This is a genomic window from Streptomyces sp. NBC_00310, assembly GCF_036208085.1.
In the GTDB taxonomy this organism is placed as follows: Bacteria; Actinomycetota; Actinomycetes; order Streptomycetales; family Streptomycetaceae; genus Streptomyces.
This window is the reverse complement of sequence record NZ_CP130714.1, coordinates 8,671,850-8,694,539: the sequence shown is the minus strand read 5'-3', so window position 1 is coordinate 8,694,539 and position 22,690 is coordinate 8,671,850. Positions and strand designations below refer to the sequence as shown.

The following is a 22,690-nucleotide window of genomic DNA, read 5'->3' as shown; positions in this document are numbered from 1 at the left end:
TCCCCCGCGCCCTCCGGAGAGCCCCATGAGCCCCACGAGTCCCATGCGTCCCACAGGCTCCACACGCCCCACGAGAAGACTGCTCGGCATCCTCGCCGCCGGCGCGCTGGCCGTCACCGGCCTCGCCACCACCGGCGCGACGCCGGCGGCGGCCGCCACCAGCGGCACGTTCAACGTGCTGACGTACAACGTCGCCGGCCTCCCGGAGGGGCTCAGTTCCGGCAAGCCGGCGACGAACACCCCGCTGATCTCGCCGCGCCTCGGGGCGTACGACATCGTGAACGTGCAGGAGGACTTCAACTACCACGCGGCGCTGTACGCGGGCGACAACCACCCGTACCGCACGGCGACCAGCGGCGGGGTGCCGTTCGGCGACGGCCTCAACACCCTCTCGGACTACGCGTTCGAGGACTTCGAGCGGGTGAAGTGGAACAACTGCACCGGCACCAACTGCCTCACCCCGAAGGGCTTTTCGCTGGCCCGGGTGCGGCTCGACGAGGGCGTCTTCGTCGACCTCTACAACGTGCACACGAACGCCGACTCCGACGACGCCGCCCTCGCCGCCCGCCGGGCGAACGTCACGCAGCTCTCGGAGTTCATCAAGGCGAACTCGGCGGGCAACGCGGTGATCGTCATGGGTGACACCAACACCCGTTACACGCGCACGGGCGACAACATCCGCTCGCTCGTGTCGGAGAACGGGCTCACGGACCCGTGGGTGCAGCTGATCAAGGGCGGTGTCGCCCCGGCTCTGGGCGCCGACGCGCTGGTCTGCCCGACGACCGCCCCGACCAATGACTGCGAGGTCGTCGACAAGGTCTTCTACCGGGACAGCAACGTGGTCGACCTGACCGCGAACCGCTACAACAACGACTGGGCGACATTCCTCGACTCGGCGGGCGGCAACCTCTCCGACCACTTCCCGCACACGGTCGACTTCTCCTGGAAGCTCAACTCGGGCCTGAGGGCCGGTGACTTCTTCGGCGGTCCGCACGGCACGGCGTACAACGACGCGGACAACCTCCCCTCGACGGTCTCGCCCCGCACCCTGACCCTGCGCGGCGGCTCCCGTCTCGACGCGGTCTCGCTCACCCACGACGGCGGTACGACGCTGACCCACGGCGGTACGGGCGGCACTGCGGCCTCACTCACCCTGGCCTCCGGCGAGCACCTCACCTCCGTGAAGCTCACGCAGGGCCAGAAGGACGGCCGCACCCGGATCTTCTCCGCCGCCTTCGGCACGGACAAGGGCCGCACCCTCTCCTCCGGCACGGCCACCTCCGACACCAAGACCTTCACGGCCCCCTCCGGCTGGCAGATCGTCGGCTTCACCGGCCGCGCGGGCACCGAGATCGACAAGCTCGGCGTGCTGTACGCCCCGATCGGCTGACCTGCGAACCCTCGGCCACAGGGCCTCCGAGCCCTTGATCACCAGGCGGTAGCCTTGGCGTCCTGGGTCTCCGAGGTGAAGAGGTGGTCTCCATGGCCCGTGCCGGGCTCACCGTCGACCGGGTCGTGGAGGCCGCGGCCGATCTCGCGGACGAGGTCGGGTTCGAGCGGGTCACCCTGTCCGCGCTGGCGCGGCACTTCGGGGTGAAGGACGCGAGTCTGTACTCGCACGTCAAGAACCTCCAGGATCTGCGGACGCGGGTCGCGCTGCTGGCGGGCGGCGAGCTGATCGACCGCATCACCGCCGCCGTGGCCGGGCGGGCGGGCAAGGACGCGCTGGCCGCCTTCGCGGGCGCCTACCGGGAGTACGCGCTGGAGCGGCCCGGCCGGTACGCGGCCACCCAGATCCGCGTCGACCAGGACGTCGTCGCCGCCTCCCCCGGCTTCCGCCGTACCGCCGAGATCACCTACGGCATGCTCCGCGCGTACGGCCTCGACGAACCCGACCTCACGGACGCCGTACGACTGCTGCGCAGCACCTTCCACGGCTTCTGCGCCCTGGAGGCCGGTGGCGGCTTCGGCGCGCCCCGGGACGTACGACGGTCATGGGACAAGGCCGTCGAGGCGCTGCATCTGGCCCTCACGCACTGGCCCCGGGAAAGTCCCGAGGGGGCGTAGTCCCGAGGGGGCGTAGTCCCGAGGGGGCGTAGTCCCGAGGGGGCGTAGTCCCGGCGTGTGCCCCCGCGAGGAATCTTGAGGACTCAAACAATTGCCGCCCCGACGGCAACCTTCCGTCCCTCGGCGGCGACCACAGAACATGACACCTGCAACACCCGCCCCCTCCGCCCCGTCCGGACACCGTCGTCGCCACCTCGCGCGCAAGCCCGTCATCGGCTCGCTCGTGGCAGCGTCCGTGCTGGCGGGCGCCTGGTACGCGACCGCCGGGGCCGCGCCCGCGCCCACCGCCGCGGCCGGTGATCTCACCGTCACGCACACGACCGTGAGCCTGTCGGCGAAGTTCCCCTATCTCTCGGCGGGCTACAACAACAGCCGGGAGTGGACGCGGACGGCGACGGCCGTGGCGCCGAACGGCACGCTGCGGGTCGCCTGGCCCGCGTCGGACGGTGTCCACGTCACCCCGCTGACGGCCGCCGGAAAGCGCGCGGGCGCCGACTCGGTCGTCAAGGGGACGAAGGAGATCGGGGGGCTCGTCGCGCACAACGACGGGTTCGCGCTGCTGACCCGGGTCGCCGACACCAACAAGTGGAAGGAGACGGCCGCCGCGCTGATCCGCTACCGGAACGGCAAGCAGGCCTGGCGCACCAAGCTGACCGGCGCCTCCTCCGACGACACGGCCCCGCTGCTCGACGGCCAGCTCGCCTGGAACGGCAAGAAGTACGGCGCCTACTTCGTCGTGCACGGCGCGGGCGGCTTCGCCGACGGCCACTTCGGCGACAAGCTGGCGTATGTGAACCCCCAGGGCAAGAAGCTCGGCGGCGGCTGGGGCTGGGGCTGCTCCCACAACGAGGGCATAGCCCTGCGCGCCGAGACGAGCGGCGACTTCACCTCCCTCTGCTTCGACGACTGGCGCTCGGGCCTGTTCGTCTCCACCGGCATAGCCGCGCCCGACAACGCGCCCGTCGTCCAGCGCGAGCAGTGCTGGGCCGGCTACTGCGGCGGCACCTTCGCGGGCCGCACCGGCGACCTCGTGAAGTCCTCCACCGGCCGCTACGCCACCGCCTTCGCCTCGCGCGGCGCCGCCTCCGCCAAGAAGAACCCGGACGACTCCAGCGGCCGGGGCTGGACGGTCAAGCCGAAGACCAGCACGCACCAGGTCGCCGTCGCGTTCCTGAAGAACCGCAACACGCCCTCGGGCAAGCCGGTCTACCTCACCTCCGCCAAGGGCACCGAGCACGTCAACGTGCGCGTCGCCCCGTACGGCAAGAACCGGCTCCTCGTCTCCTACGAGACCCTGAAGAACGCCAAGTGCGCGAGCGGCACCTGCACCGGCACCTTCTCGGGCACACACTTCCGCCTCGTCGACTGGAGCGGCAAGCTCCAGGGCGCCGACAAGGTCGTCAAGGCGCGGATCTCCGGCGACATCGCGGTCCTGAAGGACGGGACGCTGACCTGGGCCTACGCGCCCGTCACCCCGTCGTACACGACCGCCCTCAACGGGGCGTCACCGACCACGAAGACGCTGAAGATCGCCCGTCTGAAGCCGTAGCTCCACGGTCGAAGGCGAAGCGGAACGCCGCCCGCTCGCCGTCGGCCCACGTCACGACCACGTCGTGAGCCCCCTCCACCGTCACGGACACCAGTTCCGGGAGCGGCAGGGGGTCGGGGTCGGCGGTGAGGCGGGCGAGGGCCACGAAGAGGGTGGCGGCCTCGTCGGCCTCGCCGATCTCGCCGGCGAGGCCGGGGCCGCCGTCCGTGTCCGACAGGCCGTGAACGGGGAGGAGTTCGACCTGAACGCCCTCTGTCGCCGCCCATCCGGTGACCCGTACCGGTGTCCCGGGCGCCGCTCCGCTCACCAGATGGGCGCGGACCTCGGCCGCGCCCCGGGCCACGACGAGGCTGGTGACCCGCACTCCGGCCCCGGGCTCCTCACCGACCGCGTGCCGGGAGGCGGCCCACCCCACCCCCACCCCCAGCGGCTCGATGCCGGCACGGCTCGCGTCACCGCCGACGATCACGCTGTTGTCGTACGTCCCGGCAGGCTCGGCCAGAGGCACGGGCTCCGTCACCGTCGAGTACGCGAGCCGCGTGTAGAAGGGGTCGTAGCGGACGTCCTCGCTGCCGTGGTTGTGGAGGCGGACCAGGCCGTCCGAACGCGTGGACTGAAGCAGCCAGTTGGGCGGCCCCACCGGGCGCAGCCCGTCCTCCCGCTCCACCGGCCCCGGCTCCTCGGTCGCCGTCCACACCTCGTGGTCCGGCGGCAGCAGCAGGCCGAGGAAGCCCTTGCTGGCCCAGTACGGGGAGGCGGGGCCCGAATAGCCTTGCAGTACGGCGGAGTTCGGGCCGTGCCAGCCCAGCGACAGCAGGCCACGGTCGTCGACCGCGCCCCGGTCGAGGAAGTACTTGAGGGCGCCCGACGCCAGCCGCCTCGTCTCGCCCGGCGACAGCGGCGTACGGCCGGTGAAGGCGCCCAGCCAGAGCGGAGCCGTCGTCGCGAAGCGATAGGTGAGGGAGCGGCCCTGATGCAGAGGGGCGCCGTCGCCGCCGAACAGCCGGGCGTAGTCGCCGAGATGGGCCGACAGGCGGTCTCCGTAGCGGGCGAGGAGGCGTTCGTCGTCGGCCAGCCAGGCGTGCAGCACCGGGTAGAGGTGCATGGCCCAGCCGTTGTAGTAGTCGAACTTGCGGCCGTCGCCGTCGGTGTACCAGCCGTCGCCGACGTACCACTGCTCGATCCGGTCGAGCCGCTCGTCGATGACCCGGCGCGCCAACTCCGGTTCATGGCCGATCTCTTCGAGGAAGCCGCCGACCGTCACCGGGAACAACTCCCAGTTACAGGGCCAGGGTTCGGCGGTGAGCGCGTCGCCGAGCCAGGCCGCTGCCCGCTGACGGACGCCGTCGTCGAGCCGGTCCCAGAGCAGGTCGCGCGTCACACGCAGCGCGAAGGCGATCGACGCGGCCTCCACCAGGGGCTGACCGCGGTCCTCGATGCGCGGCCAGACGCCCGAGACCCCGGCCGCGAGTCCGTCCGCGTACCGCGCGAGCGCCTTCTCGTCGCGGCGGAAGGCGGCGAGCAGCAGCGTACGGGCGTACCCCTCCAGCCCGTCGGAGAGCCGGCCGGACCAGCTGGTCCGGTCGCCCGGGAGGTGGTACAGGGCCCCGTCGGCGGTCGCGTACGGCTCCACGGCGGCCAGCAGCGAGTCTGCGGCAGCCTCCCAGTGGGCGCGGGTGTAACCGGTGTACGGGCTGAGGGTGCGGTCGTCGTGGGGCTGGGAGGGCATGTGGTGCGCTTTCTGACTGGGAGGGGCCGGGGTGGCTGGGTGCGTTGTCGAGTGCGGGTGCGTGGGGCTTCTCGCACAGTTCCCCGCACCCCTGAGAGACCAGGCCCCTGCGGGCCTGGATCGGCAGGGCTGCGGGCCGAGAAGCATGGGGCGCAGCCCCTGCTTTTCAGGGGCGCGGGGAACTGCGCGAGCAACCACGACGCACCCGCACCCGCCAACGCACCCAAACCACCCGCCCCCTCCCGCGTACAAACCTGGGGCGCCCCGGTTCCGGTCGGAACGCCCCAGGGGTCTCATCCCACCCTGGTCCGCCCCTCGGGGACCAGCCCCTGGGCGACGAGTTCGTCGCGGACGAGGTCGGCGTAGACGGTAGCGCCGTGCACCGAGGTGTGGGTGTTGTCGCGCTTCTCGTTGTAGAGGTAGAGCGCCTTGGAACCCTCGGTGCCCAGCGACTCGACCAGCGCCTTCGTCTTCGCGGTGAGATCGACCAGCGGCACACCATGGGCGGCCGCGACCGCGCGGGTGACCGCCGGGTGGTCGACGCCGAGGCCGTTGACCAGCAGGGCCGTGCCGTTGTTCAGGGTGCCGTCGGAGTTGAACCAGCGGCGGACGATCGGGGTGACCAGGACCGGCTTCCCGCCCTTCTCGCGGACGCCCGCGACCAGGGTTTCGAGGTTGGCCCGGTAGGTGGCCTCGTCGGTCTGCTTGTCGTTGTGGGCCAGCTGGATCAGGACCAGGTCGCCGCGCCGGATCTTCGGCTGGACCGTGGCCCACAGCCGGGAGTCGGCGAGGTAGGACACCGTGCTCTCGCCGGAGTCGGCGTAGTTGGCGACCGAGACGCCCTTGCGCAGGTACTGCGGGAGTTGCTGGCCCCAGCCGGAGTACGGGTCGCCGGGCTGGTCGCAGACCGTGGAGTCGCCGACGAGGAAGATCTGACGGGCCCGCTGGGCGGGGGTCACGCGGATGTCGGCGAGGGCGGGCGCCGCGCCGCCGATGACGAGGTCCAGGCCGGGGGTGCCCTCGGCGCCGGTCGGCTCGCCCTCGGGGGTGCGGACGTCGACGGTGAAGCTGCGGGAGACGGGCTCGTCGGCCTGGGTGACCGTCTCGGCGAGCAGCGTGCGGCGCGTCTCGCCGGTGACCTTCGTGCTCGCCGCCGTCGCGCCGCCGAGGCGGACGGTCACGTCGTACGTGCCGGCGGGGACGTCGAAGTGGCAGGCGTTCTCGGCGCAGTTCTCCAGGCCCAGCGCGGGTCGGCCCCGGTGCGCCTCGGCCGGTACGGCCGTGAGAACGGTGCCCAGGGTCGTCGCCACCGTCAGCGCGGCGATGGTGAAACGTCTCATTGCGGCTCCTCCCGAGGAATGACATGACCCGGCGGCTGGACGGTACATCGTCTGGCAAGCGCTTTCTAGATGTCAGCCGGTTTTCACAAGATTGCCAACTTCCCTGCGGCGAAAGCCCTTTCGCGAAAACGATTCAACTGTCACCCTTCCGAATCACCCGCACTCCCCCCACGCCTCACGAGGAGGACCCCCATGTCCGAATCCACCTCCGCCTCCACCCCCACCTCCGCCTCCGCCTCCGCCGACAGACCGGCCTCGCCCGGCCTGGGCCGTCGCGGCTTCGTCGCCGGCACCGCCGCCACGGCCGTCGGGGCCGCGCTCGCCGGACCGCTGGCCGGCACCGCCCGCGCCGCGGCCTTCGGTTACACCGACGACGGCACCAACTACGTGATCGACACCGGCGCGAACCTCGTGTTCAAGGTCAGGAAGAGCAACGGCGACCTGTCCTCGCTCGTCTACCGGGGCACGGAGTACCAGGGCTACGGCGGCATGAACTCGCACATCGAGTCCGGCCTCGGCAGCTCGACCGTCAGCATCAGGCAGTCCGGCTCGACCATCCTCGTCTCCGTCACCTACGGCACGCTGAAGCACTACTACGCGGCCCGCAGCGGCGAGAACAACATCTACCTGTGGACCAACAAGGCCGACACCTCGGTCTCGGCGACCCGCTACATCGTGCGCGTGAAGGCGGGCCTGTTCCTCAACGACGAGCCCGACTCGTACACCTACGCGCCCACCACCATCGAGGCCTCGGACGTCTTCGCGAAGTCCGACGGCCAGACCCGCTCGAAGCACTACTCCAGGCTCCGGGTGATGGACTACGACTACATCGGCTGGAAGACGGGCAGCGTCGGCCTGTGGATGGTCCGCAGCAACCACGAGAAGGCCTCCGGCGGCCCCTTCTACCGCTCCCTGCTGCGCCACCAGAGCGCGGACGGCGGCGGCCTCTACGAGATCCTGTACTACGGCCAGAACCAGACGGAGGAGCAGCGGTTCGGCCTCCAGGGCCCGTACGTCATCGCCTTCACGGACGGCGGGGCGCCCTCCTCGTCGCTGTTCCCGGGCACACTGACCACGCCGTGGGCGGACTCTCTCGGCCTGTCCGGGTACACCTCCGCGAGCGGCCGGGGCCGGGTGGCGGGCGTCGGCATCACCGGCCGGAACACGTCGTACGCGTACACGGTGGGGCTCGCCAACTCGACGGCGCAGTACTGGGGTTCGGCACGGGCGTCGGACGGCTACTTCTCCATCGCGGGGGTGCTTCCGGGGACGTACACGCTCACGGTGTTCAAGGGTGAGCTGGCGGTGTACACGACCTCCGTGACGGTCACGGCGGGCGGTACGACGACGCTCAACTCGATCGCGATCCCGTCCACGAACGACCCGTCCAACGCGGGCGCGATCTGGCGGATCAACGACTGGAACGGCACGCCGAGCGGCTTCAAGAACGCCGACCTGATGACGTACGCGCATCCGTCGGACGTCCGGGCCGCCTCCTGGACCGGCAACGTGGTGATCGGCAGCGGCACCGAGACCTCGGCCTTCCCCTGCTACCTCTGGAAGGACGTGAACAGTGGTCTCCTCGTCTACTTCCGGCTGACCGCCGCGCAGGCCGCCGCCGCCCACACCCTGCGCATCGGTGTGACGACGGCCTACGCCAACGGCCGGCCGCAGGTCGTCGTCAACGACACCTGGACCTCGGCGATCCCCTCCCCGCCCACCCAGCCGAACACTCGGTCGCTGACGAACGGGTCCTACCGGGGCAACAACCACACGTTCACCTACAGCGTCCCGGCGTCCGCCTGGCTGGCGGACACGAGTCAGTACAACGTGCTGAGGATCAACGTGGTGAGCGGTTCGGGGGCGACGTCCTATCTCAGTGCGGGGACGTCGATCGACGCGATCGACCTCCTGGGCTGAGAGTCCGTCATGTTCCGCGCGTCCACTGCTGATTCGTCCCGCTGCCACACGTGTACGTGATGATCGCGGCCGAGTCGGCGGTGGACGCGCCGTTCACGTCCAGGCACTCGCCACTCGCGCGGGAGACGACCTTGACGTAGCTGCCCGTGGTGGTCAGCGACCACTGCTGGTTCGTGGCCGAGGAGTTGCAGTTCTCCTGGGTGACGGTGGTGGCGTTCTCCTGCACGCACAGGGAACTGTGACGGGTCATCAGCTGGTAGTAGCCGCTGCCGACGGACTTGAACCAGTACTTCTGGTTGTTGCCGCTGTTGCAGGCGTACTGCTTGATCTGGGCACCCGCCCACAGCGACTGACTCGTGACGTCGGCGCACTTGGCGGAGTGCCGGGCGATCAGCGTGTTGTACGTGGCACTGGTGCCGCTGATCGTGCCGGTGGCCGTGTCGACGGTGATCTCCGGGGACCAGGACATGGACATCGTGGTGGAGGTCGGGAAGGTCAGCGGCAGCCAGACGTAGCGGGAGTCGTTGACCTTGCCGCCGAAGGCGTTGCCCCAGCGGTCGCCCAGGTAGAGGTACGAGGTGGTCGAGGTGCCCTGCACGGGGAGGACGTACGCGGTCTGCGAGCCGAACGTCGTGGAGTCGCCGACGTTGGCCATGGCCGTCCAGGGGCCCGCGATGCTGGTGGCGGTGGCGTACTGCTGCTGGTTGGGGTTCCAGCCCGTGGCGCCCGAGGTCAGCATGAAGTAGACGCCGCCCCGCTTGAACAGGGCGGGCGCCTCGCGGTGGCCGCCGTGCCAGGGGTCGGCGACGAGGGCGGCGATGCCGGTGTAGTCGGCGGTGAGCCGGTAGATCTGCAGGTCGTAGTTCTCGCGGGCCGCGGAGATCATGTAGCCGGTGCCGTCGGTGTCCACGAAGACGGTGATGTCACGGGACATGTGGGTGCCGAGCGGGCGGAAGCTGCCCTGCCAGGTGTAGTTGCCGTCGACGGTGTCGGAGACGGCGACGGCCGCGCGGGCCTCGCTGTAGTCGGTGCCGTTCTCCTTGTGCATCCACATCACGAACTTGCCGGTGGAGGCGTTGTACATGACCTTCGGCCGCTCGATGTTGGCGGTCGCCAGCTCGGGGTCGGTGGCCTGGGTCAGGACGTTGTTGCGGAACTCCCAGTTCTTCAGGTCCGTGGAGCGGTACGCCGACACGTACTTGAAGGTGTTGTCGGAGTTCCGGTTCTCGCCGAACCAGTAGTAGTACGAGCCGACCTTGATGACCCCGCCGCCGTGGGCGTGCAGGGCGTTGCCCGAAGTGTCCGTGAACTGGGTGCCGTTGGGAATCGTCTGCGGCGCCGCCTGGGCGGGGCCGGCGGTGACGAGGGCGCCGGCCAGCGCCAGACAGAGCGCGAGGAGCATCGCGTACGCACGTCTCATCTCAGCTCTCCTTACCGTTGTTCGGGGTGGCCGCGTCGGCGACGGGGACTCCGAAGTCGGGGGTTCCGTCGGGCTTCCAGCCGAGGCGCTGGACGCGGGTGTGCCGGTTGGGGTCGTTGAGCGGGTCACCGACGATGTCCTTGTACTGGCGGGCGTGGTAGACGAGGACGTCGGTGCGGCCGTCCTCGGCGACGGTGAAGCTGTTGTGGCCCGGCCCGTACTGCTTGGTGGTGTCGTTGCTGGTGAAGACCGGTGTCGGGGACTTCGACCAGTTGGCGGGTTCCATGAGGTCGGCGTCCGCGTCGACGGTCAGCAGGCCCATGCAGTAGTTGAAGTCGGTCGCGCTCGCCGAGTACGTCATGAAGAGCCGGCCGTTGCGCTTGATGACCGACGGCCCCTCGTTGACCTTGAAACCGATGACCTCCCAGTCCAACTCCGGTGTGGTGAGCCGGACCTGCGGACCCGTCAGGGTCAGCGGGTCGGCCATCCTCGACAGCCAGACCGCGGTGTTGTTGTTCATCCCGGGCTCGTGCTGCGCCCACGCGAGGTAGCGGGAGCCCCGGTGGGTGAAGGTGGTGGCGTCCAGGGAGAACGTCTCCCAGGCGGTCTTCAACTGGCCGCGCTCGACCCAGGTGCCCTTGAAGGGGTTCCGGTGGGAGTTCTCCAGGACCCAGATGCGGATCGCCCAGATGTCCTCGGCGGGCGCGGAGGCGAAGTAGATGTACCACTTGCCGTCGATGCGGTGGATCTCCGGCGCCCAGATGTGCGCGCCCATCACACCCGTCTCGTGCTTGCGCCAGATGACGGACTCGTCGGCCGTCGACAGGCCGCGCAGCGTGCGGGATCTGCGCAGGATGATCCGGTCGTACTCGGGCGCGGTCGCCGTGAAGTAGTAGAAGCCGTCGGTGTGCCGGTTGATGTGCGGGTCGGCGCGGTTGCGGACCAGCGGGTTGGCGTACGCCGGGCGGGAAGCGGAGGCCTGGGACGTGGAGGCCTGGGGCGTGGACGCCTGGGCGACGCCGACGGGCAGGGTGGTGAGGGCGCCGGCGGCCAGGGCGCCCTTGAGGAGCAGCCTGCGGTTGGGGGGTTCGGGGAGTTCGTGCTCGCGGCTCACGCGGTCTGCCTCTCTGCAGATGGTGCTGCACGTGGGGGGAGACAAAAGAAAACAGATTCGTTCGGCATTTCGCACAAGATCAGTCATTCCGAACGGCTGAAAGGTAAGGGCGTGTTACGCCGAGGTCAACGGGTCGGGCATGACGAACACAAGCTCACAGGAACGAACCGACGCGAAGAAGCCGGACACGGCGAAGTTTCTGTTATCGGGTGAGCCCCGGCGCGTCTCCGATGACGTGCGCAGCCAAACCCACAAGACAGCGGCGGCCGCCGGAGCCCTGGCGGTCACCGCCCTGATGCTCGGCGCCCCGACCGCGACCGCCGCAGGCCCCCGCGATGTGACCTCCGACGTCCGTGCAGGGCGGAACGTCACGCTCACCGGGGACACGGTGGTGACCGTGCCGTCCGGGACGACCACGTACGGCGGTGTGTTCAGCGGTACCGGCACGCTCACCGTGCGCGGCACCGGCACACTGGTCCTCACCAGGGACAGCGACTTCACCCTGCCGAAGTCCCGGCAGCGGCAGGTGGTGAAGACGCTCGGCGGGAACCACCCGTACGTCACCGTCGCCAACCCGGACCCGCCGGCCGTGACCGTCGCGAAGGGCGCGACCCTCCAGTACGGCGACAGCGGCTCGACCGGCGTGATCGGCCACTATCCGTACGGCACCCCGGCGTTCCGGCTCAACCAGAACAACATCCGGGTCGACGGCACCCTGCGGCTCGCCCTGAAGAACGTCCAGTACAACCTGGGAACCATCAGCGGCTCCGGCCTGGTCACCCAGCCGAGGTTCCTCTGGGCGACCTGGGACCTGTCGGGCACCCATCCCTTCACCGGTGTCATCGACAACGGCACGGGCGTGAACGCCGGACGCCCGGAGTTCGCGACCTCGCTGCCGAACGCGCGCAAGGTCCTGAACCAGGGCACCTGGACCGTGGACACCCCGCTGGGCCAGACCGTCACCCAGGGCATGGACTTCTACCAGCGCGAGTACGGCAGCGACATCAACGTCCAGTCGCGGCCCGGCAGCAAGGTGATCCTCACCGGCCAGTACAGCTGGTCGGACCAGGGCGGCGACACGAACCCCTCGCTCAGCGACCCCGCCCTGAACTGGACGCCCGCACGCAAGAACGTCAACAAGCGCGGCACCAACATCAAGGGCGCCAACGTCCAGTGGGGCGACGGCACCACGAACAGGATCTTCATGCCGGGCACGGCCGAGACGGTCTACATCAACCTGCTGGCGGCCCGGTCCCGTTCGCTGCTCACGTTCGACTACAACGGCCCGGTGACGCTGGGCGCCCCCATCGGCGGCGGCCGCTTCCACGACACGCTCTCCACGCCCGGCGCCGGGGACATCGTCATCAAGGGGACCAGGGGCAACGACGTCACCTTCGCCGCCGTCCAGTACTACAACGGCTCCACCACGGTCGAGAAGGGCGCGGTGCTGCGGCTGGGCAGTGGCAAGTCCGGCGGCGACGGCGGGCTGTACACCAAGGGCGACCTCTACAAGGTGGTCAACAACGGTTCGCTGATCGTCCGCAATGTGTCGAAGCCCGTGACCCTGTCGCGAGTCGGCGGCACCGGCTCGCTCACGCAGTCGGGTGCGGCCACGACAACGCTGACGGGCGGCGCGGTGACGTACACCGGGGCGACGACCGTCACCAAGGGCACGCTGGCGCTCCGCTCGGGGGCGGCTCTCACCCGCAGCAGGACCATTCGGCTCACCACCGCCGGCGCGAGGCTCGACGTGGGCACCGCCGGGCTGCGCGTGACCAGGTCCCTGTCCGGCAAGGGCACGGTGAAGGGGGCGGTGACCAACGAGGGCGTGGTCGTGGCCGGCCTCACGGTGACGGGGGGCTACACCCAGACCGGGAAGGGCGAACTGGTGCTGCGCAAGCGGCCGTTGAAGGTGCACGGGACGGTGCGGCTGGCGGGCGGGCTGGACTTCGCGGCCCTGGCCGCCGTCGGCGGACCCGGCGAGAGCATCACCGTGCTCGACCACCGGGGCAAGGGCGGGAACACCGGAACGTTCACCGGGCTCCGCGAGGGCGCCAAGGTGAAGCTCGCCGACAACACGTACCGGATCAGCTACCGGGGCGGCGACGGCAACGACGTCGTCCTGACCGAGACGAAGGCGGGTCCGTCGCCGACCGTCAAGACCGCCGCGGGCTCCGACTCCGGCCCCGGCGCGCAGGACGCCCGTACACAGAACGCCGCCGCCTCCGCGGACAGCGGCCTCGGCTGGTGGCCGTACGCGCTCGCCGTCGGCCTGCTGTCCGGGCTGCTGGTACCGATCAGCCGGCGCCGCAGGAACAACCGGCGCCGGGGCGGCCGGCACGCGGCCACGGGCTGAGACCGGCGTATCCCTGGATGAGACAAAGCTCGGGCGGGCGGTCGCTGTACGGGGGTCAGCGGCCGCCCGCCCGTCTCGTGCCGCGCGCTTACGCCGTGGTGGTGTCGGCCTCGGGCCCGGCCTCGGCCTCGGCCTCGGTACGGGCCTTCCCCGGCTCCTCCTGCCGACCGCGCAGCCAGACGTACACCGGGATGCCGGCGAAGAGGAACAGGACGCCCTGGTAGACGGCCGCGTAGCCCGCGCCGGCGATCAGCCAGAAGGAGAAGGCGAAGGAGAGGGCGGCGACGATCAGGTCGCGGACCAGGCCGGCGGGGCGGACCCGCTCGCGCGTGCCCCTGGCCAGCCAGTAGAGCTGGGCGGCGGCGGAGAGCAGGTACGGGACGCAGCCGGTGAACGTGGTGATGAGGACCAGGACGCGGAAGGCGGTGTCCGGGTCGTCCGCGTAGTTGACGACGATGAGGAGCGTGCCGAGGACGGCGGTGGCGAGGACGCCGAAGCCGGGGACGCCGCCCTTGCCGACGCGGGCGAAGGGCTTGGGGAAGAGACCGTCGCGGGCGGCGGCGTACGGCATCTGGGCGCTGAGCAGGACCCAGCCGTTGAGGCAGCCGACGATCGAGGCGACGGCGACCAGCGCGATCACCGTGCCGCCCCAGGTGCCGCCGGCCATCGAGTTGACCGCGTCGGCGAAGGGCGCCCCGGACTCGACGAGTTCCTGGTGCGGGACCAGGCCGAACACGGCGACCGTGCCGAGGATGTAGACCAGCGCCGAGGCGAGCGTGCCGAGGACGCTGGCGCGGCCCACGGTGCGCTCCGGGTCACGGACCTCGCCGGCGCTGACGGCGGCCGACTCGACGCCCAGGAAGCTGTAGAGGAGGAGGGCGGCCGCGGCGGCCAGCGCGCCGGGGGCGCTCTCGCCGGAGGCGTTGAAGGGGCCGTAGTTGTCGGTGTCGATGAAGAACAGGCCGATGGTGGCGACCAGCAGCAGCGGTATGAACTTCAGCACGGTGGAGACGATCTGCACGGCGCCCACGTAGCGGGTGCCCGCGAAGTTCGCGGCGGCCGGCAGCCACAGGGCGGCCAGGGCCACCAGCGCCAGGACGGCCTTGCTGTCGCCCAGGGGTATCAGCACGTCGACGTAGCCGACGACACCGACGGCGAGCGCGGCGATGCTGACCCAGCACATCGTCCAGTACGACCAGGCCGACAGGAAGCCCGCGAAGGGGCCGAAGGCGTCGCGCGGGTAGACGTAGAGGCCGCCGGTGACGGGGCTGCGCCTGGCCAGCTTTCCGAAGAGCAGCGCCAGCAGTACGGCCGCCACGGAGAGGACCCCGAAGGCGAGCAGGCTGACCGTGCCGTAGGGGGCGACGGCGGCGGGGAGGGTGAAGATGCCGCCGCCGATGATGTTGCCCATGACGAGGGCGGTGGCCGCGGTGAGGCCGAACGTGCGGCCCGGGGCGGCCGCGTTCGTCGCCGAGGCCGTCCCGTCGGCCGGAACCGGGTTCGGCTCGGGCTCGGTGGCCTCGGGGGTGCTGGTGGTGGTCATGGCGGTTCCCGGGGGCTGCGGTGTGATGGGGACGGGGAGGGCGCGATCGTATCGCCGCGTTCCACATGGTGGTCAATCTGTTCATGTACTGGACACAATCGGGTGGGCCCACCTCCGCGGCTCGACTACCGTCGAGGGCATGACCAGCAACACGCCCGGCTTCCCCGGCATCCCCGGTCCCCGTGTCGGCCCCTTCGCCGCGACCCTCGCGGCCGATGCGCTCGTCCTCGACGGCGGTATGTCCAACCAGCTCGAATCGGCCGGTCACGACCTGAGCGACGAGCTGTGGTCGGCGCGGCTCCTCGCCGAGCGGCCAAAGGCGATCACCGAGGCCCATCTCGCCTACTTCGAGGCGGGCGCGAGCGTGGCGATCACCTCCAGCTACCAGGCCACCTTCGAGGGCTTCGCCAAGCGCGGTATCCGACGCGACCGGGCGGCCGAACTCATGTCCCTGAGCGTCGAGTTGGCCGTGGACGCGGCGGTGGAGGCCAAGGCGAGGGGCATCTCGCGCCCCCTGCTGGTGGCGGCCTCGGTCGGCCCGTACGGGGCGATGCTCGCGGACGGCTCCGAGTACCGGGGCCGGTACGGGCTGAGCGTGGCCGAGCTGGAACGGTTCCACCGGCCCCGGCTGGAGGCGCTGGCCGCCACCTACCCCGACGTCCTGGCCCTGGAGACGATCCCGGACACCGACGAGGCCGAGGCGCTGCTGCGGGCGATCCGCGGTCTGGAGGTGCCCGCCTGGCTGTCGTACACCGTCGACGGCGACCGCACCCGCGCCGGGCAGCCGCTGGAGGAGGCCTTCGCGCTCGCCGCGGACGTGGAGGAGGTCGTCGCCGTGGGTGTGAACTGCTGCTCGCCCGACGACGTGGACGGTGCGATCGAGACGGCTGTCCGGGCCACGGGCAAACCCGTCGTCGTGTATCCGAACAGCGGCGAGACCTGGGACGCGTCGGCGCGGGCCTGGACCGGGCGGTCGACGTTCACCACCGAGCAGGTGGAGGGGTGGCGGGCGGCCGGGGCCCGGCTGATCGGCGGGTGCTGCCGGGTGGGACCCGAGGCGATCTCGGCGATCGCGAAGACGCTGGGCTGAAGCCCCTGGGCCGAAGGCCTCGCCGTATGCCCTGGGCCGAAGGCCTCGCCGTAGCCCCTGAGCCGACGGACACGGCGTACCGGGCCGCTCCCCCGCTGCTAGCCTCCGTCCCGGGGAAACCGGTTACCGAGGTGTTGCCGACAGACGGGGTAGGGCGGGCTATGACCAGGAAGAACGCCGACGGCGGGGGCCGCAGCACGATCCGGGACGTCGCCGCGCGCGCCGGTGTCTCGGCGGCCACGGTGTCGCGGGTGCTCGGCGGGGCCTATCCGGTGAGCGCGGCGACCCGGACGCAGGTGCTGCGGGCCGTCCGCGAGCTGGACTACGTCGCCGACGCCCGCGCCAAGGCGATCGCCGGTGTCGGCACACCCACCCTCGGCTTCGTCCTCGACGACATCACCGGCCCCTCGTTCGCGCTGATGGCGCACGGCGTGGAGCGCGAGGCGACCCGGCTCGGCCATCTCTGCCTGGTGTGCAGCACCGACGGCGACGCCGCGCACGAGAGGGACTTCATCGAGACGATGCGGGCGCAGCGGGCCGCCGCGGTCATCGTGGTCGGCGGCGGCGCGGACACCCCCGAGTACCGGTCGCGCACCGCCCGGGTCGCCGACGCGCTGGCGGCCGCCGGATCACGGCTCGTGCTGTGCGGGCGGCCGCCGCTGGACCCCGGTGCGCCGGTCACGGTCATCGAGTACGACAACGAGGGCGGCGCGTACGCCCTGTGCGCGCATGTCCTGTCCCAGGGGCACCGGCGCATCCTCTTCCTCGGCGGCAAGCCGGAGCACACGACGGCGCAGGGGCGTGAGCGGGGGTATCTGGCGGCCCATCGCGCGCGGGGCGTCGAGGCGGACCCGGCGCTGCGGCTGGCCGGGGACTTCACGCGCGACTCCGGATACCGGTCGATGCGGCGGGCGTTGGCGGAGGGGCTCGACTTCACGGCGGTGATGGCGGCGACCGACATGGTGGCGGCGGGGGCGCTCACCGCGCTGCGCGAGGCGGGGGTGGCGGTGCCGGGGGATGTGTCCCTGGTGGGCTACGACGACATTCCGTTCGCGCGCGATCTGTATCCGCCGCTGACGACGGTGCGTGTGCCGTACGAGGAGTTGGGGCGGCTTGCCGTGCGGATGGCGTTGGGGCGGGAGCGGGGGCGCGCATCGCCGGACGAGCACGTGCTGTTGGGGACGCATGTGGTGGTGCGTGATTCGGTGGGGGCGGTGGGGGCGGTGGGGGACGGGGTCGCGTCTGCCGGCTGAGGGCGGGTTGCCGGGGGGGGCGGGCGGGTTGCCGGGTCGGGTTGTTCGTGGCCGGTCGCGCAGTTCCCCGCGCCCCCGGAAAGACAGCTCGGGGCAGGGGACCCGCTGGGCCGCGGACGGACGGGGCGGCGTACGCCGACACCGTGTCGGGGTACGCCGCCCTGGGTCGTCATGGCGGTTATGCCGGGTCGCTGTGGAACTTCGAGGCCGACCAGAAGTAGCCGAGCGCCGCGAGACCCAGGCACCAGGCGAGGGCGAGCCATCCGTTGTGGCCGATCTCGGTGCCGAGGAGGAGTCCGCGCAGGGTCTCGATGGCGGGCGTGAACGGCTGGTACTCGGCGATCGGCTGGAACCAGCCCGGCATCGCGTCGACCGGCACGAACGCGCTGGAGATGAGCGGGAGGAAGATCAGCGGCATCGCGTTGTTGCTCGCGGCCTCGGCGTTCGGGCTGATCAGTCCCATCCCGACCGCGATCCAGGTGAGCGCCAGGGCGAAGAGCGTGAGCAGCCCGAACGCCGCCAGCCACTCCAGGGCCGTGGCGTCCGTGGACCGGAAGCCGATGGCCACGCCGACGGCACCCACGAGGACCACGCTGGCGACCGACTGCAGCACGCTGCCGATGACGTGCCCGATGAGCACCGAGCCGCGGTGGATCGCCATGGTGCGGAAGCGGGCGATGATGCCCTCGGTCATGTCGTTGGAGACGGACACCGCCGTGCCGATCGTGGTGCTGCCGATGGTCATCAGCAGCAGGCCCGGCACGAGGTAGGCGATGTACGCGGAGCGGTCTCCGCCGCCGATGCCCGCGCTCATGGTGTCGCCGAAGATGTAGACGAAGAGCAAGAGCAGCATGATCGGCGTGAGCAGCAGGTTCAGGGTGAGGGACGGGTAGCGCCGCGCGTGCAGGAGGTTGCGGCGCAGCATCGTGGACGAGTCGCGTACGGCGAGGGACAGGGAGCTCATCGGGCAGCCTCCTCGGGCTGGTCGCGCTGGGTGGGCACGGTGGAGCCGGTCAGGGCGAAGAACACGTCGTCGAGGTCGGGGGTGTGCACGGTCAGCTCGTCGGCCTCGATGCCGGCGGAGTCCAGCCGGTCGAGGACGGAGCGCAGCGCGCGCTGGCTGCCGTCGCTGGGGATCTGCAGCGCCAGCGCCTCGTCGTCCCGGGTGACCTCGCTCAGCGCGGAGGCGGCGCTCCGGTACGCGGCCGGGTCGGAGAAGCGGAGCCGGACGTGACCGCCGGGGATCAGCCGCTTGAGCTCCTCGGCGGTTCCCTCGGCCGCGATCCCGCCGTCGTTGAGCACGGCGATCCGGTCGGCGAGTTCGTCGGCCTCCTCCAGGTACTGGGTGGTGAGGAAGACGGTGACGCCGTCGGAGACGAGTTCGCGGATGATCTGCCACATGGTGTGGCGGCTGCGCGGGTCGAGGCCGGTGGTCGGTTCGTCGAGGAAGATGATCCGCGGGTCGCCGACCAGGGTCATGGCGATGTCGAGACGGCGCTTCATGCCGCCGGAGTAGGTGGAGGCGGGCTTCTTCGCGGCCTCGACCAGGTCGAAGCGCTCCAGCAGTCCGGCGGCGACCCGGCGCCCCTCACGCCGGGACAGGTGGTGCAGGTCCGCCATGAGGAGCATGTTCTCCTCGCCGGTGATCAGCCCGTCGACGGCGGAGAACTGCCCGGTGACGCCGATCGCGGCACGGACCGCCTGCGGGTCGGCGGCGAGGTCGTGGCCGCCGACGCGGATCTCGCCGGAGGCGGGGTCGGGGGAGACGAGAGTGGAGAGGATCTTGACGGCGGTGGTCTTGCCCGCGCCGTTCGGGCCGAGCAGGGCGAAGATCGTCCCTTCGGGGACGGTCAGGTCGACGCCGTCGAGCACGACCTTGTCGCCGTAGGACTTGCGCAGCCCGTTCGCCGCGATGGCCGGGTTGCTCATGATGGGTGCTCCTTCAGGGGCTGCGGGTCGGAGGTCGCGGGTCGGAGGTCGCGGGTCAGAGGCTGCGGGCGGAGATGTCGCCGTAGCCGGTGGTGGCGTGGATGTCGAGCTGGGCGTCGGCGCCCTCGGTGTTCACCAGCGCGTTGTGGATCCGGCCGTGGGAGGTGCCGGCGTCCAGGGAGGCCGAGACCCCGGCGGCGGCGCCGATGGAGATCTCGCCGTGCCCGGTGCGCAGGGTGACGGTGCCGCGCACGGCCTCGGTGACGCGCAGGTCGCCCTTGCCGCTGGTGATGTCGGCGGGGCCGTCCAGGCGGCCGACCGAGGCGTCGCCGGCCAGCAGGGTCAGGCGGGCGCTCGCGGCCTCGTCGAGCTTGACGTGCCCGAGCGCGCCGTCGACGACCACGTCGCCCAGCCGTCCGACGCCGCGGAACTCGGCGCCGGCCGCCTTCGCCTCGACGCGGGAGCCGGACGGCAGCCGGACCGTCACCTCCAGGGATCCGGAGGGGCCGAAGAGCTCGCTCTTCGCCTCCGGGGCCTCGATCCGCAGAACCCCGTCGCGGTAGTCGACGGTGGTCCGCTCGGCGGCTTTGACGTCGCGGCCCTTGGAGGCGTCGGCGGGCCGGACCTCGACGGTGGTGTCGGCCCGGTCGGCGGCGATGAGCTGCACGCGTCCGGCGGGGATGTTCAGGACGGCGGAGACCGGGGCGGGGGTGTCGAACTTCTGCATCGTGCTCTCCTTCGGCTCGTTGTTTCTAACGATGGAAAAGCTACGTTGCATTCAAATATCCCGCAACGAACTCGTTGCGTCTAAATCCTATTCATGCAGGTAGAACTCATGAATTTGTTGCAACGGCCTTGAGCCTAACGCAACGACCCTCATCGACTCCGTTGCAACAGAGTGAGGGTGAACGCTATGGTGGACGCACGACGAGCACGAAGGAGACAGCGATGCCGGGAGGCAGGCTCAGCCAGCAGGAGCGCCAGCAGATCGCCACGGGGCTGGCCGACGGCCTCGCCTACGCGGAGATCGCCCGACGCCTGGACCGCCCCACCTCGACCATCACGCGCGAGGTGTTGCGCAACGGCGGCCCCACCGCCTACCGCGCCGACCTGGCCCACCGCGCCACGGAACGCCGCGCCCACCGGCGCAGGCAGACCACACCCCGGGAGGCACAGGCACCCGAGCAGGCCCACGGACGCGACGCCGAAGCCGTACGCGAGTACGAGGAGGTGTTCACGACCGTCATGATGGCCTCGGGCATGCCCACGATGATGGCCCGCGTGATGGCCTGCCTCACCCTCACCGACACCGGCAGCCTCACCGCCTCCGAACTCGCCCAGCGCCTCCAGGTCAGCCCGGCGTCCGTCTCCAAGGCGATCACGTTCCTCGACAGCCAGGGCATGATCCGCCGGGAACAGGGCGAACGCCGCCGTGAGCGCTACATCGTCGACGACGACGTCTGGTACCAGTCGATGCTGGCCAGCGCCCGCGCCATCGCCCAGCTCGTCGAGGTCGCGCGGCAGGGCGTCGGCGTCCTCGGCCCCGGCACTCCGGCCGCCGACCGCCTGGAGAACGTCGCCCGCTTCCTCGACTTCGTCTCCGAGAGCACCGCCCGCGCCGCGGAGCAGGCCCGCGAGATCCTGCACACCAAGCCCCGTACGCCCCCCGGCGACCCAGCCGAGCCGGGCTCGGACCACGGATAGGCCGGCCGTCTCGACGGTCTCCGCCGCCGGCCGACGGGGGAAGCGGAGAACCCCCTCAAGGAGTTCGACGGAAGCGGCGCAGGGCCGGGAGCGGGCCTCCGCCGGAGGTGACGAAGGTGCCGGCGCCCTGCACTCTGCGGGAGCGTCTCGCGTCCGCGTCCCAGAGGGCGAGTTCGGGGTCGTAGGGGCCGAGGGCGATCCGGCCGTCGTCCGGGGAGTCGAAGACACGGACCGGGCGGGAGGGGTCCCAGGCCGGCCAGCCGGGGGTGCCGTCCGTCGCGAAGCGGACCCAGGCGCCGTGCAGGGCGGTGGCGAGGTCGCGCGGGGCGTTCTCGCCGGCGAGCCTGGCGGAGGCGGGGGTGTCGCCGGTGTCGAAGACGAAGCCGAGTTCGAGGGCGTGGCAGGAGCCGAGGGCGGGGACGCCGGAGGACCAGGCGAACTCGTAGAGGTAGGAGCGGGCCCGGTCGAGGCGGGCGTCCGCCACGCGGTGCAGGGGGACGCGCAGGAGGTGGTCGGTGACGAGCCGGCCGACCAGGTCGGCCATGCCCCTGTCGGGGTGGAGGTCGCGGTAGCGCCGCGGGAGCTCGGGGCCGCAGTGGCAGCGGGCGCGGGCGGCGGTCAGCGCGACCGCGCCGAGGCGGTCGACGCGCTCCTGGAGGCCGCCGGGGACGAGCCAGAGACGGTGCTCGTCGCGGGTCCAGCCCATGAGGAGGTCGATCCCCGGGGCCGCGCCGTGCTCGGTGAGGGCCTCCAGCGGATCGGTGGGCAGCAGGTCGCCGTCGACGACGATGCCGAAGGCGGGGCCGCCCAGCACGGGGCTGCTGAGGCGGCCGACCTCGGCCTGTGCCTCGGCGAGGAGGGACCGGTCCACGGCGCCGAAGGCCGCGGCGGTCGCCGGAACCTTCAGCCGGGTCGCCATCCGGCGAACCATGCGGCGCACCTTGTCCCGGTCCAGGGCCTCGGGCGGCCCGCTCTGCAGCACGGCCCGCCGGAACAGGCCCCGCGCGCGGGGTACGGCCAGCAGCGCGCCGACACTGATGGCGCCCGCCGACTGGCCGCAGAGGGTCACCCGGTCCGGGTCGCCGCCGAACCCGGCGATCGACTCCCGCACCCACTTCAGCGCGGCCAGCTGGTCGCGCAGTCCGAGGTTGGGCGGGGCGTCCGGGAAGAGGCCGTAGCCCTCCACGCCCAAACGGTAGTTGAGGGACACCAGCACCACGCCGTCGCGGGCGAAGGAGGCGCCGTCGTAGACCGGGACCGCCGACGAGCCCCGGGTGAGGGCTCCGCCGTGGATCCAGACCATGACCGGCAGCCGGGCCCCGTGGCCCGGCTCCGGTGTCCACACGTTCAGGTTGAGGCAGGCGTCGCCCGGGACGACGGGGTCCGACAGATAGCGGGCGAACGCCTCCGAGTACGGCGGTTTCGGAGGCGTCGGGCCGAAGGCGACGGCGTCACGCACCCCTGCCCAGGATTCGGGCGGGACGGGCGGGCGGAACCGGCGGGGGCCGAAGGGCGGGGCCGCGTACGGGATGCCCCGGAAGACCGCGACACCGTCCTCGTAGCCGTCCCCGTACACGTACGTGCCGCGTACGTCCCCGTACGGCGTACCGGCCACGGGGTCCTGCCGGTCTGCCGTCATCGCGCACCAGCTCCTCACGCCCGCCCGCTCGTGAACC

General features: G+C 71.3%; 17 protein-coding genes. 8 read left to right on the top strand and 9 right to left on the bottom strand.

What is annotated here, in order from left to right; all coding sequences use genetic code 11:
* Nucleotides 1-25: 25 nt before the first annotated feature.
* The 3 genes from OG202_RS38020 (at nucleotide 26) to OG202_RS38010 (ending at nucleotide 3,616) form a co-directional block, all read left to right on the top strand.
* Nucleotides 26-1,390: a jacalin-like lectin gene (locus tag OG202_RS38020; protein WP_327727281.1), complete on the top strand. Its 1,365-nt coding sequence runs from the start codon at nucleotides 26-28 to the stop codon at nucleotides 1,388-1,390.
* Between the two features lie 92 nt (nucleotides 1,391-1,482).
* A complete protein-coding gene (locus OG202_RS38015) occupies nucleotides 1,483-2,067 on the top strand; it encodes a TetR/AcrR family transcriptional regulator (RefSeq protein WP_326575506.1) in 585 nt (194 codons plus the stop codon).
* Nucleotides 2,068-2,206: 139 nt separating this feature from the next.
* Nucleotides 2,207-3,616: a hypothetical protein gene (locus tag OG202_RS38010; protein WP_327727282.1), complete on the top strand. Its 1,410-nt coding sequence runs from the start codon at nucleotides 2,207-2,209 to the stop codon at nucleotides 3,614-3,616.
* Here the strand turns inward: OG202_RS38010 and OG202_RS38005 are convergent.
* Nucleotides 3,561-5,345 carry a DUF2264 domain-containing protein gene (locus tag OG202_RS38005; protein WP_328224254.1) on the bottom strand — a complete coding sequence of 595 codons (1,785 nt, stop codon included), beginning with the start codon at nucleotides 5,343-5,345 and terminating at the stop codon, nucleotides 3,561-3,563. The genes OG202_RS38010 and OG202_RS38005 overlap by 56 nt on opposite strands.
* 293 nt (nucleotides 5,346-5,638) lie before the next feature.
* The gene (locus OG202_RS38000) at nucleotides 5,639-6,685 is read right to left on the bottom strand and encodes a rhamnogalacturonan acetylesterase (RefSeq protein WP_328224253.1); all 1,047 of its coding nucleotides are present in this window, start codon (nucleotides 6,683-6,685) and stop codon (nucleotides 5,639-5,641) included.
* Nucleotides 6,686-6,877: 192 nt separating this feature from the next.
* On the opposite strand from OG202_RS38000, the gene OG202_RS37995 reads away from it, so the two are divergent.
* Complete coding sequence (locus OG202_RS37995; protein WP_328224252.1) at nucleotides 6,878-8,605, top strand: rhamnogalacturonan lyase B N-terminal domain-containing protein; 1,728 nt, start codon at nucleotides 6,878-6,880, stop codon at nucleotides 8,603-8,605.
* Between the two features lie 7 nt (nucleotides 8,606-8,612).
* Here the strand turns inward: OG202_RS37995 and OG202_RS37990 are convergent, their stop codons facing one another.
* On the bottom strand, nucleotides 8,613-10,025 hold the full coding sequence (locus tag OG202_RS37990) for an RICIN domain-containing protein (RefSeq protein ID WP_326575515.1): 1,413 nt from the start codon (nucleotides 10,023-10,025) through the stop codon (nucleotides 8,613-8,615).
* 1 nt (nucleotide 10,026) lies between these two features.
* The gene (locus tag OG202_RS37985; protein ID WP_327727288.1) at nucleotides 10,027-11,139 is read right to left on the bottom strand and encodes a glycoside hydrolase family 43 protein; all 1,113 of its coding nucleotides are present in this window, start codon (nucleotides 11,137-11,139) and stop codon (nucleotides 10,027-10,029) included.
* A gap of 295 nt (nucleotides 11,140-11,434) precedes the next feature.
* Between OG202_RS37985 and OG202_RS37980 the strand changes: the two genes are divergently transcribed.
* Nucleotides 11,435-13,495, top strand: a complete 2,061-nt coding sequence (locus tag OG202_RS37980; protein ID WP_405961846.1) for an autotransporter — start codon at nucleotides 11,435-11,437, stop codon at nucleotides 13,493-13,495.
* Between the two features lie 88 nt (nucleotides 13,496-13,583).
* Here the strand turns inward: OG202_RS37980 and OG202_RS37975 are convergent, their stop codons facing one another.
* Nucleotides 13,584-15,038 carry an amino acid permease gene (locus tag OG202_RS37975; RefSeq protein ID WP_327727289.1) on the bottom strand — a complete coding sequence of 485 codons (1,455 nt, stop codon included), beginning with the start codon at nucleotides 15,036-15,038 and terminating at the stop codon, nucleotides 13,584-13,586.
* Nucleotides 15,039-15,177: 139 nt separating this feature from the next.
* Between OG202_RS37975 and mmuM the strand changes: the two genes are divergently transcribed.
* Both mmuM and OG202_RS37965 read left to right on the top strand, forming a co-directional pair.
* A complete protein-coding gene (gene mmuM / locus OG202_RS37970) occupies nucleotides 15,178-16,128 on the top strand; it encodes a homocysteine S-methyltransferase (protein WP_328224251.1) in 951 nt (316 codons plus the stop codon).
* A gap of 161 nt (nucleotides 16,129-16,289) precedes the next feature.
* The gene (locus OG202_RS37965; protein WP_328224250.1) at nucleotides 16,290-17,381 is read left to right on the top strand and encodes a LacI family DNA-binding transcriptional regulator; all 1,092 of its coding nucleotides are present in this window, start codon (nucleotides 16,290-16,292) and stop codon (nucleotides 17,379-17,381) included.
* Between the two features lie 178 nt (nucleotides 17,382-17,559).
* On the opposite strand, the gene OG202_RS37960 is transcribed toward OG202_RS37965, so the two are convergent.
* From OG202_RS37960 to OG202_RS37950, 3 genes are read right to left on the bottom strand one after another with little or no spacing between them, the layout of a single operon-like run.
* Nucleotides 17,560-18,345 carry an ABC transporter permease gene (locus OG202_RS37960; RefSeq protein ID WP_327727292.1) on the bottom strand — a complete coding sequence of 262 codons (786 nt, stop codon included), beginning with the start codon at nucleotides 18,343-18,345 and terminating at the stop codon, nucleotides 17,560-17,562.
* Entirely contained in the window at nucleotides 18,342-19,310 is a 969-nt protein-coding gene (locus tag OG202_RS37955; protein ID WP_327727293.1) for an ATP-binding cassette domain-containing protein, read from the bottom strand. Before OG202_RS37955 ends, OG202_RS37960 begins: the two co-directional genes overlap by 4 nt.
* Nucleotides 19,311-19,365: 55 nt before the next feature.
* Nucleotides 19,366-20,037 (bottom strand): DUF4097 family beta strand repeat-containing protein, encoded by a 672-nt coding sequence (locus OG202_RS37950; RefSeq protein WP_327727294.1) that lies wholly within the window; start codon nucleotides 20,035-20,037, stop codon nucleotides 19,366-19,368.
* 221 nt (nucleotides 20,038-20,258) lie between these two features.
* Here OG202_RS37950 and OG202_RS37945 point away from each other — a divergent pair, with 221 nt between their 5' ends.
* Nucleotides 20,259-21,014 carry a GbsR/MarR family transcriptional regulator gene (locus OG202_RS37945; RefSeq protein ID WP_328224249.1) on the top strand — a complete coding sequence of 252 codons (756 nt, stop codon included), beginning with the start codon at nucleotides 20,259-20,261 and terminating at the stop codon, nucleotides 21,012-21,014.
* Between the two features lie 55 nt (nucleotides 21,015-21,069).
* On the opposite strand, the gene OG202_RS37940 is transcribed toward OG202_RS37945, so the two are convergent.
* Nucleotides 21,070-22,653, bottom strand: coding sequence for a carboxylesterase/lipase family protein (locus OG202_RS37940; protein WP_328224248.1), 1,584 nt, complete (start codon nucleotides 22,651-22,653; stop codon nucleotides 21,070-21,072).
* Nucleotides 22,654-22,690: the final 37 nt, after the last annotated feature.

Bases quoted from the DNA above. Each gene is read 5' to 3' on its own strand.
- OG202_RS38020 (WP_327727281.1), top strand. From the start codon at position 26: ATGAGCCCCACGAGTCCCATGCGTCCCACAGGCTCCACACGCCCCACG.
- OG202_RS38015 (WP_326575506.1), top strand. From the start codon at position 1,483: ATGGCCCGTGCCGGGCTCACCGTCGACCGGGTCGTGGAGGCCGCGGCC.
- OG202_RS38010 (WP_327727282.1), top strand. From the start codon at position 2,207: ATGACACCTGCAACACCCGCCCCCTCCGCCCCGTCCGGACACCGTCGT.
- OG202_RS38005 (WP_328224254.1), bottom strand. From the start codon at position 5,345: ATGCCCTCCCAGCCCCACGACGACCGCACCCTCAGCCCGTACACCGGT.
- OG202_RS38000 (WP_328224253.1), bottom strand. From the start codon at position 6,685: ATGAGACGTTTCACCATCGCCGCGCTGACGGTGGCGACGACCCTGGGC.
- OG202_RS37995 (WP_328224252.1), top strand. From the start codon at position 6,878: ATGTCCGAATCCACCTCCGCCTCCACCCCCACCTCCGCCTCCGCCTCC.
- OG202_RS37990 (WP_326575515.1), bottom strand. From the start codon at position 10,025: ATGAGACGTGCGTACGCGATGCTCCTCGCGCTCTGTCTGGCGCTGGCC.
- OG202_RS37980 (WP_405961846.1), top strand. From the start codon at position 11,435: ATGCTCGGCGCCCCGACCGCGACCGCCGCAGGCCCCCGCGATGTGACC.
- OG202_RS37975 (WP_327727289.1), bottom strand. From the start codon at position 15,038: ATGACCACCACCAGCACCCCCGAGGCCACCGAGCCCGAGCCGAACCCG.
- mmuM (WP_328224251.1), top strand. From the start codon at position 15,178: ATGACCAGCAACACGCCCGGCTTCCCCGGCATCCCCGGTCCCCGTGTC.
- OG202_RS37965 (WP_328224250.1), top strand. From the start codon at position 16,290: ATGACCAGGAAGAACGCCGACGGCGGGGGCCGCAGCACGATCCGGGAC.
- OG202_RS37960 (WP_327727292.1), bottom strand. From the start codon at position 18,345: ATGAGCTCCCTGTCCCTCGCCGTACGCGACTCGTCCACGATGCTGCGC.
- OG202_RS37955 (WP_327727293.1), bottom strand. From the start codon at position 19,310: ATGAGCAACCCGGCCATCGCGGCGAACGGGCTGCGCAAGTCCTACGGC.
- OG202_RS37950 (WP_327727294.1), bottom strand. From the start codon at position 20,037: ATGCAGAAGTTCGACACCCCCGCCCCGGTCTCCGCCGTCCTGAACATC.
- OG202_RS37945 (WP_328224249.1), top strand. From the start codon at position 20,259: ATGCCGGGAGGCAGGCTCAGCCAGCAGGAGCGCCAGCAGATCGCCACG.
- OG202_RS37940 (WP_328224248.1), bottom strand. From the start codon at position 22,653: ATGACGGCAGACCGGCAGGACCCCGTGGCCGGTACGCCGTACGGGGAC.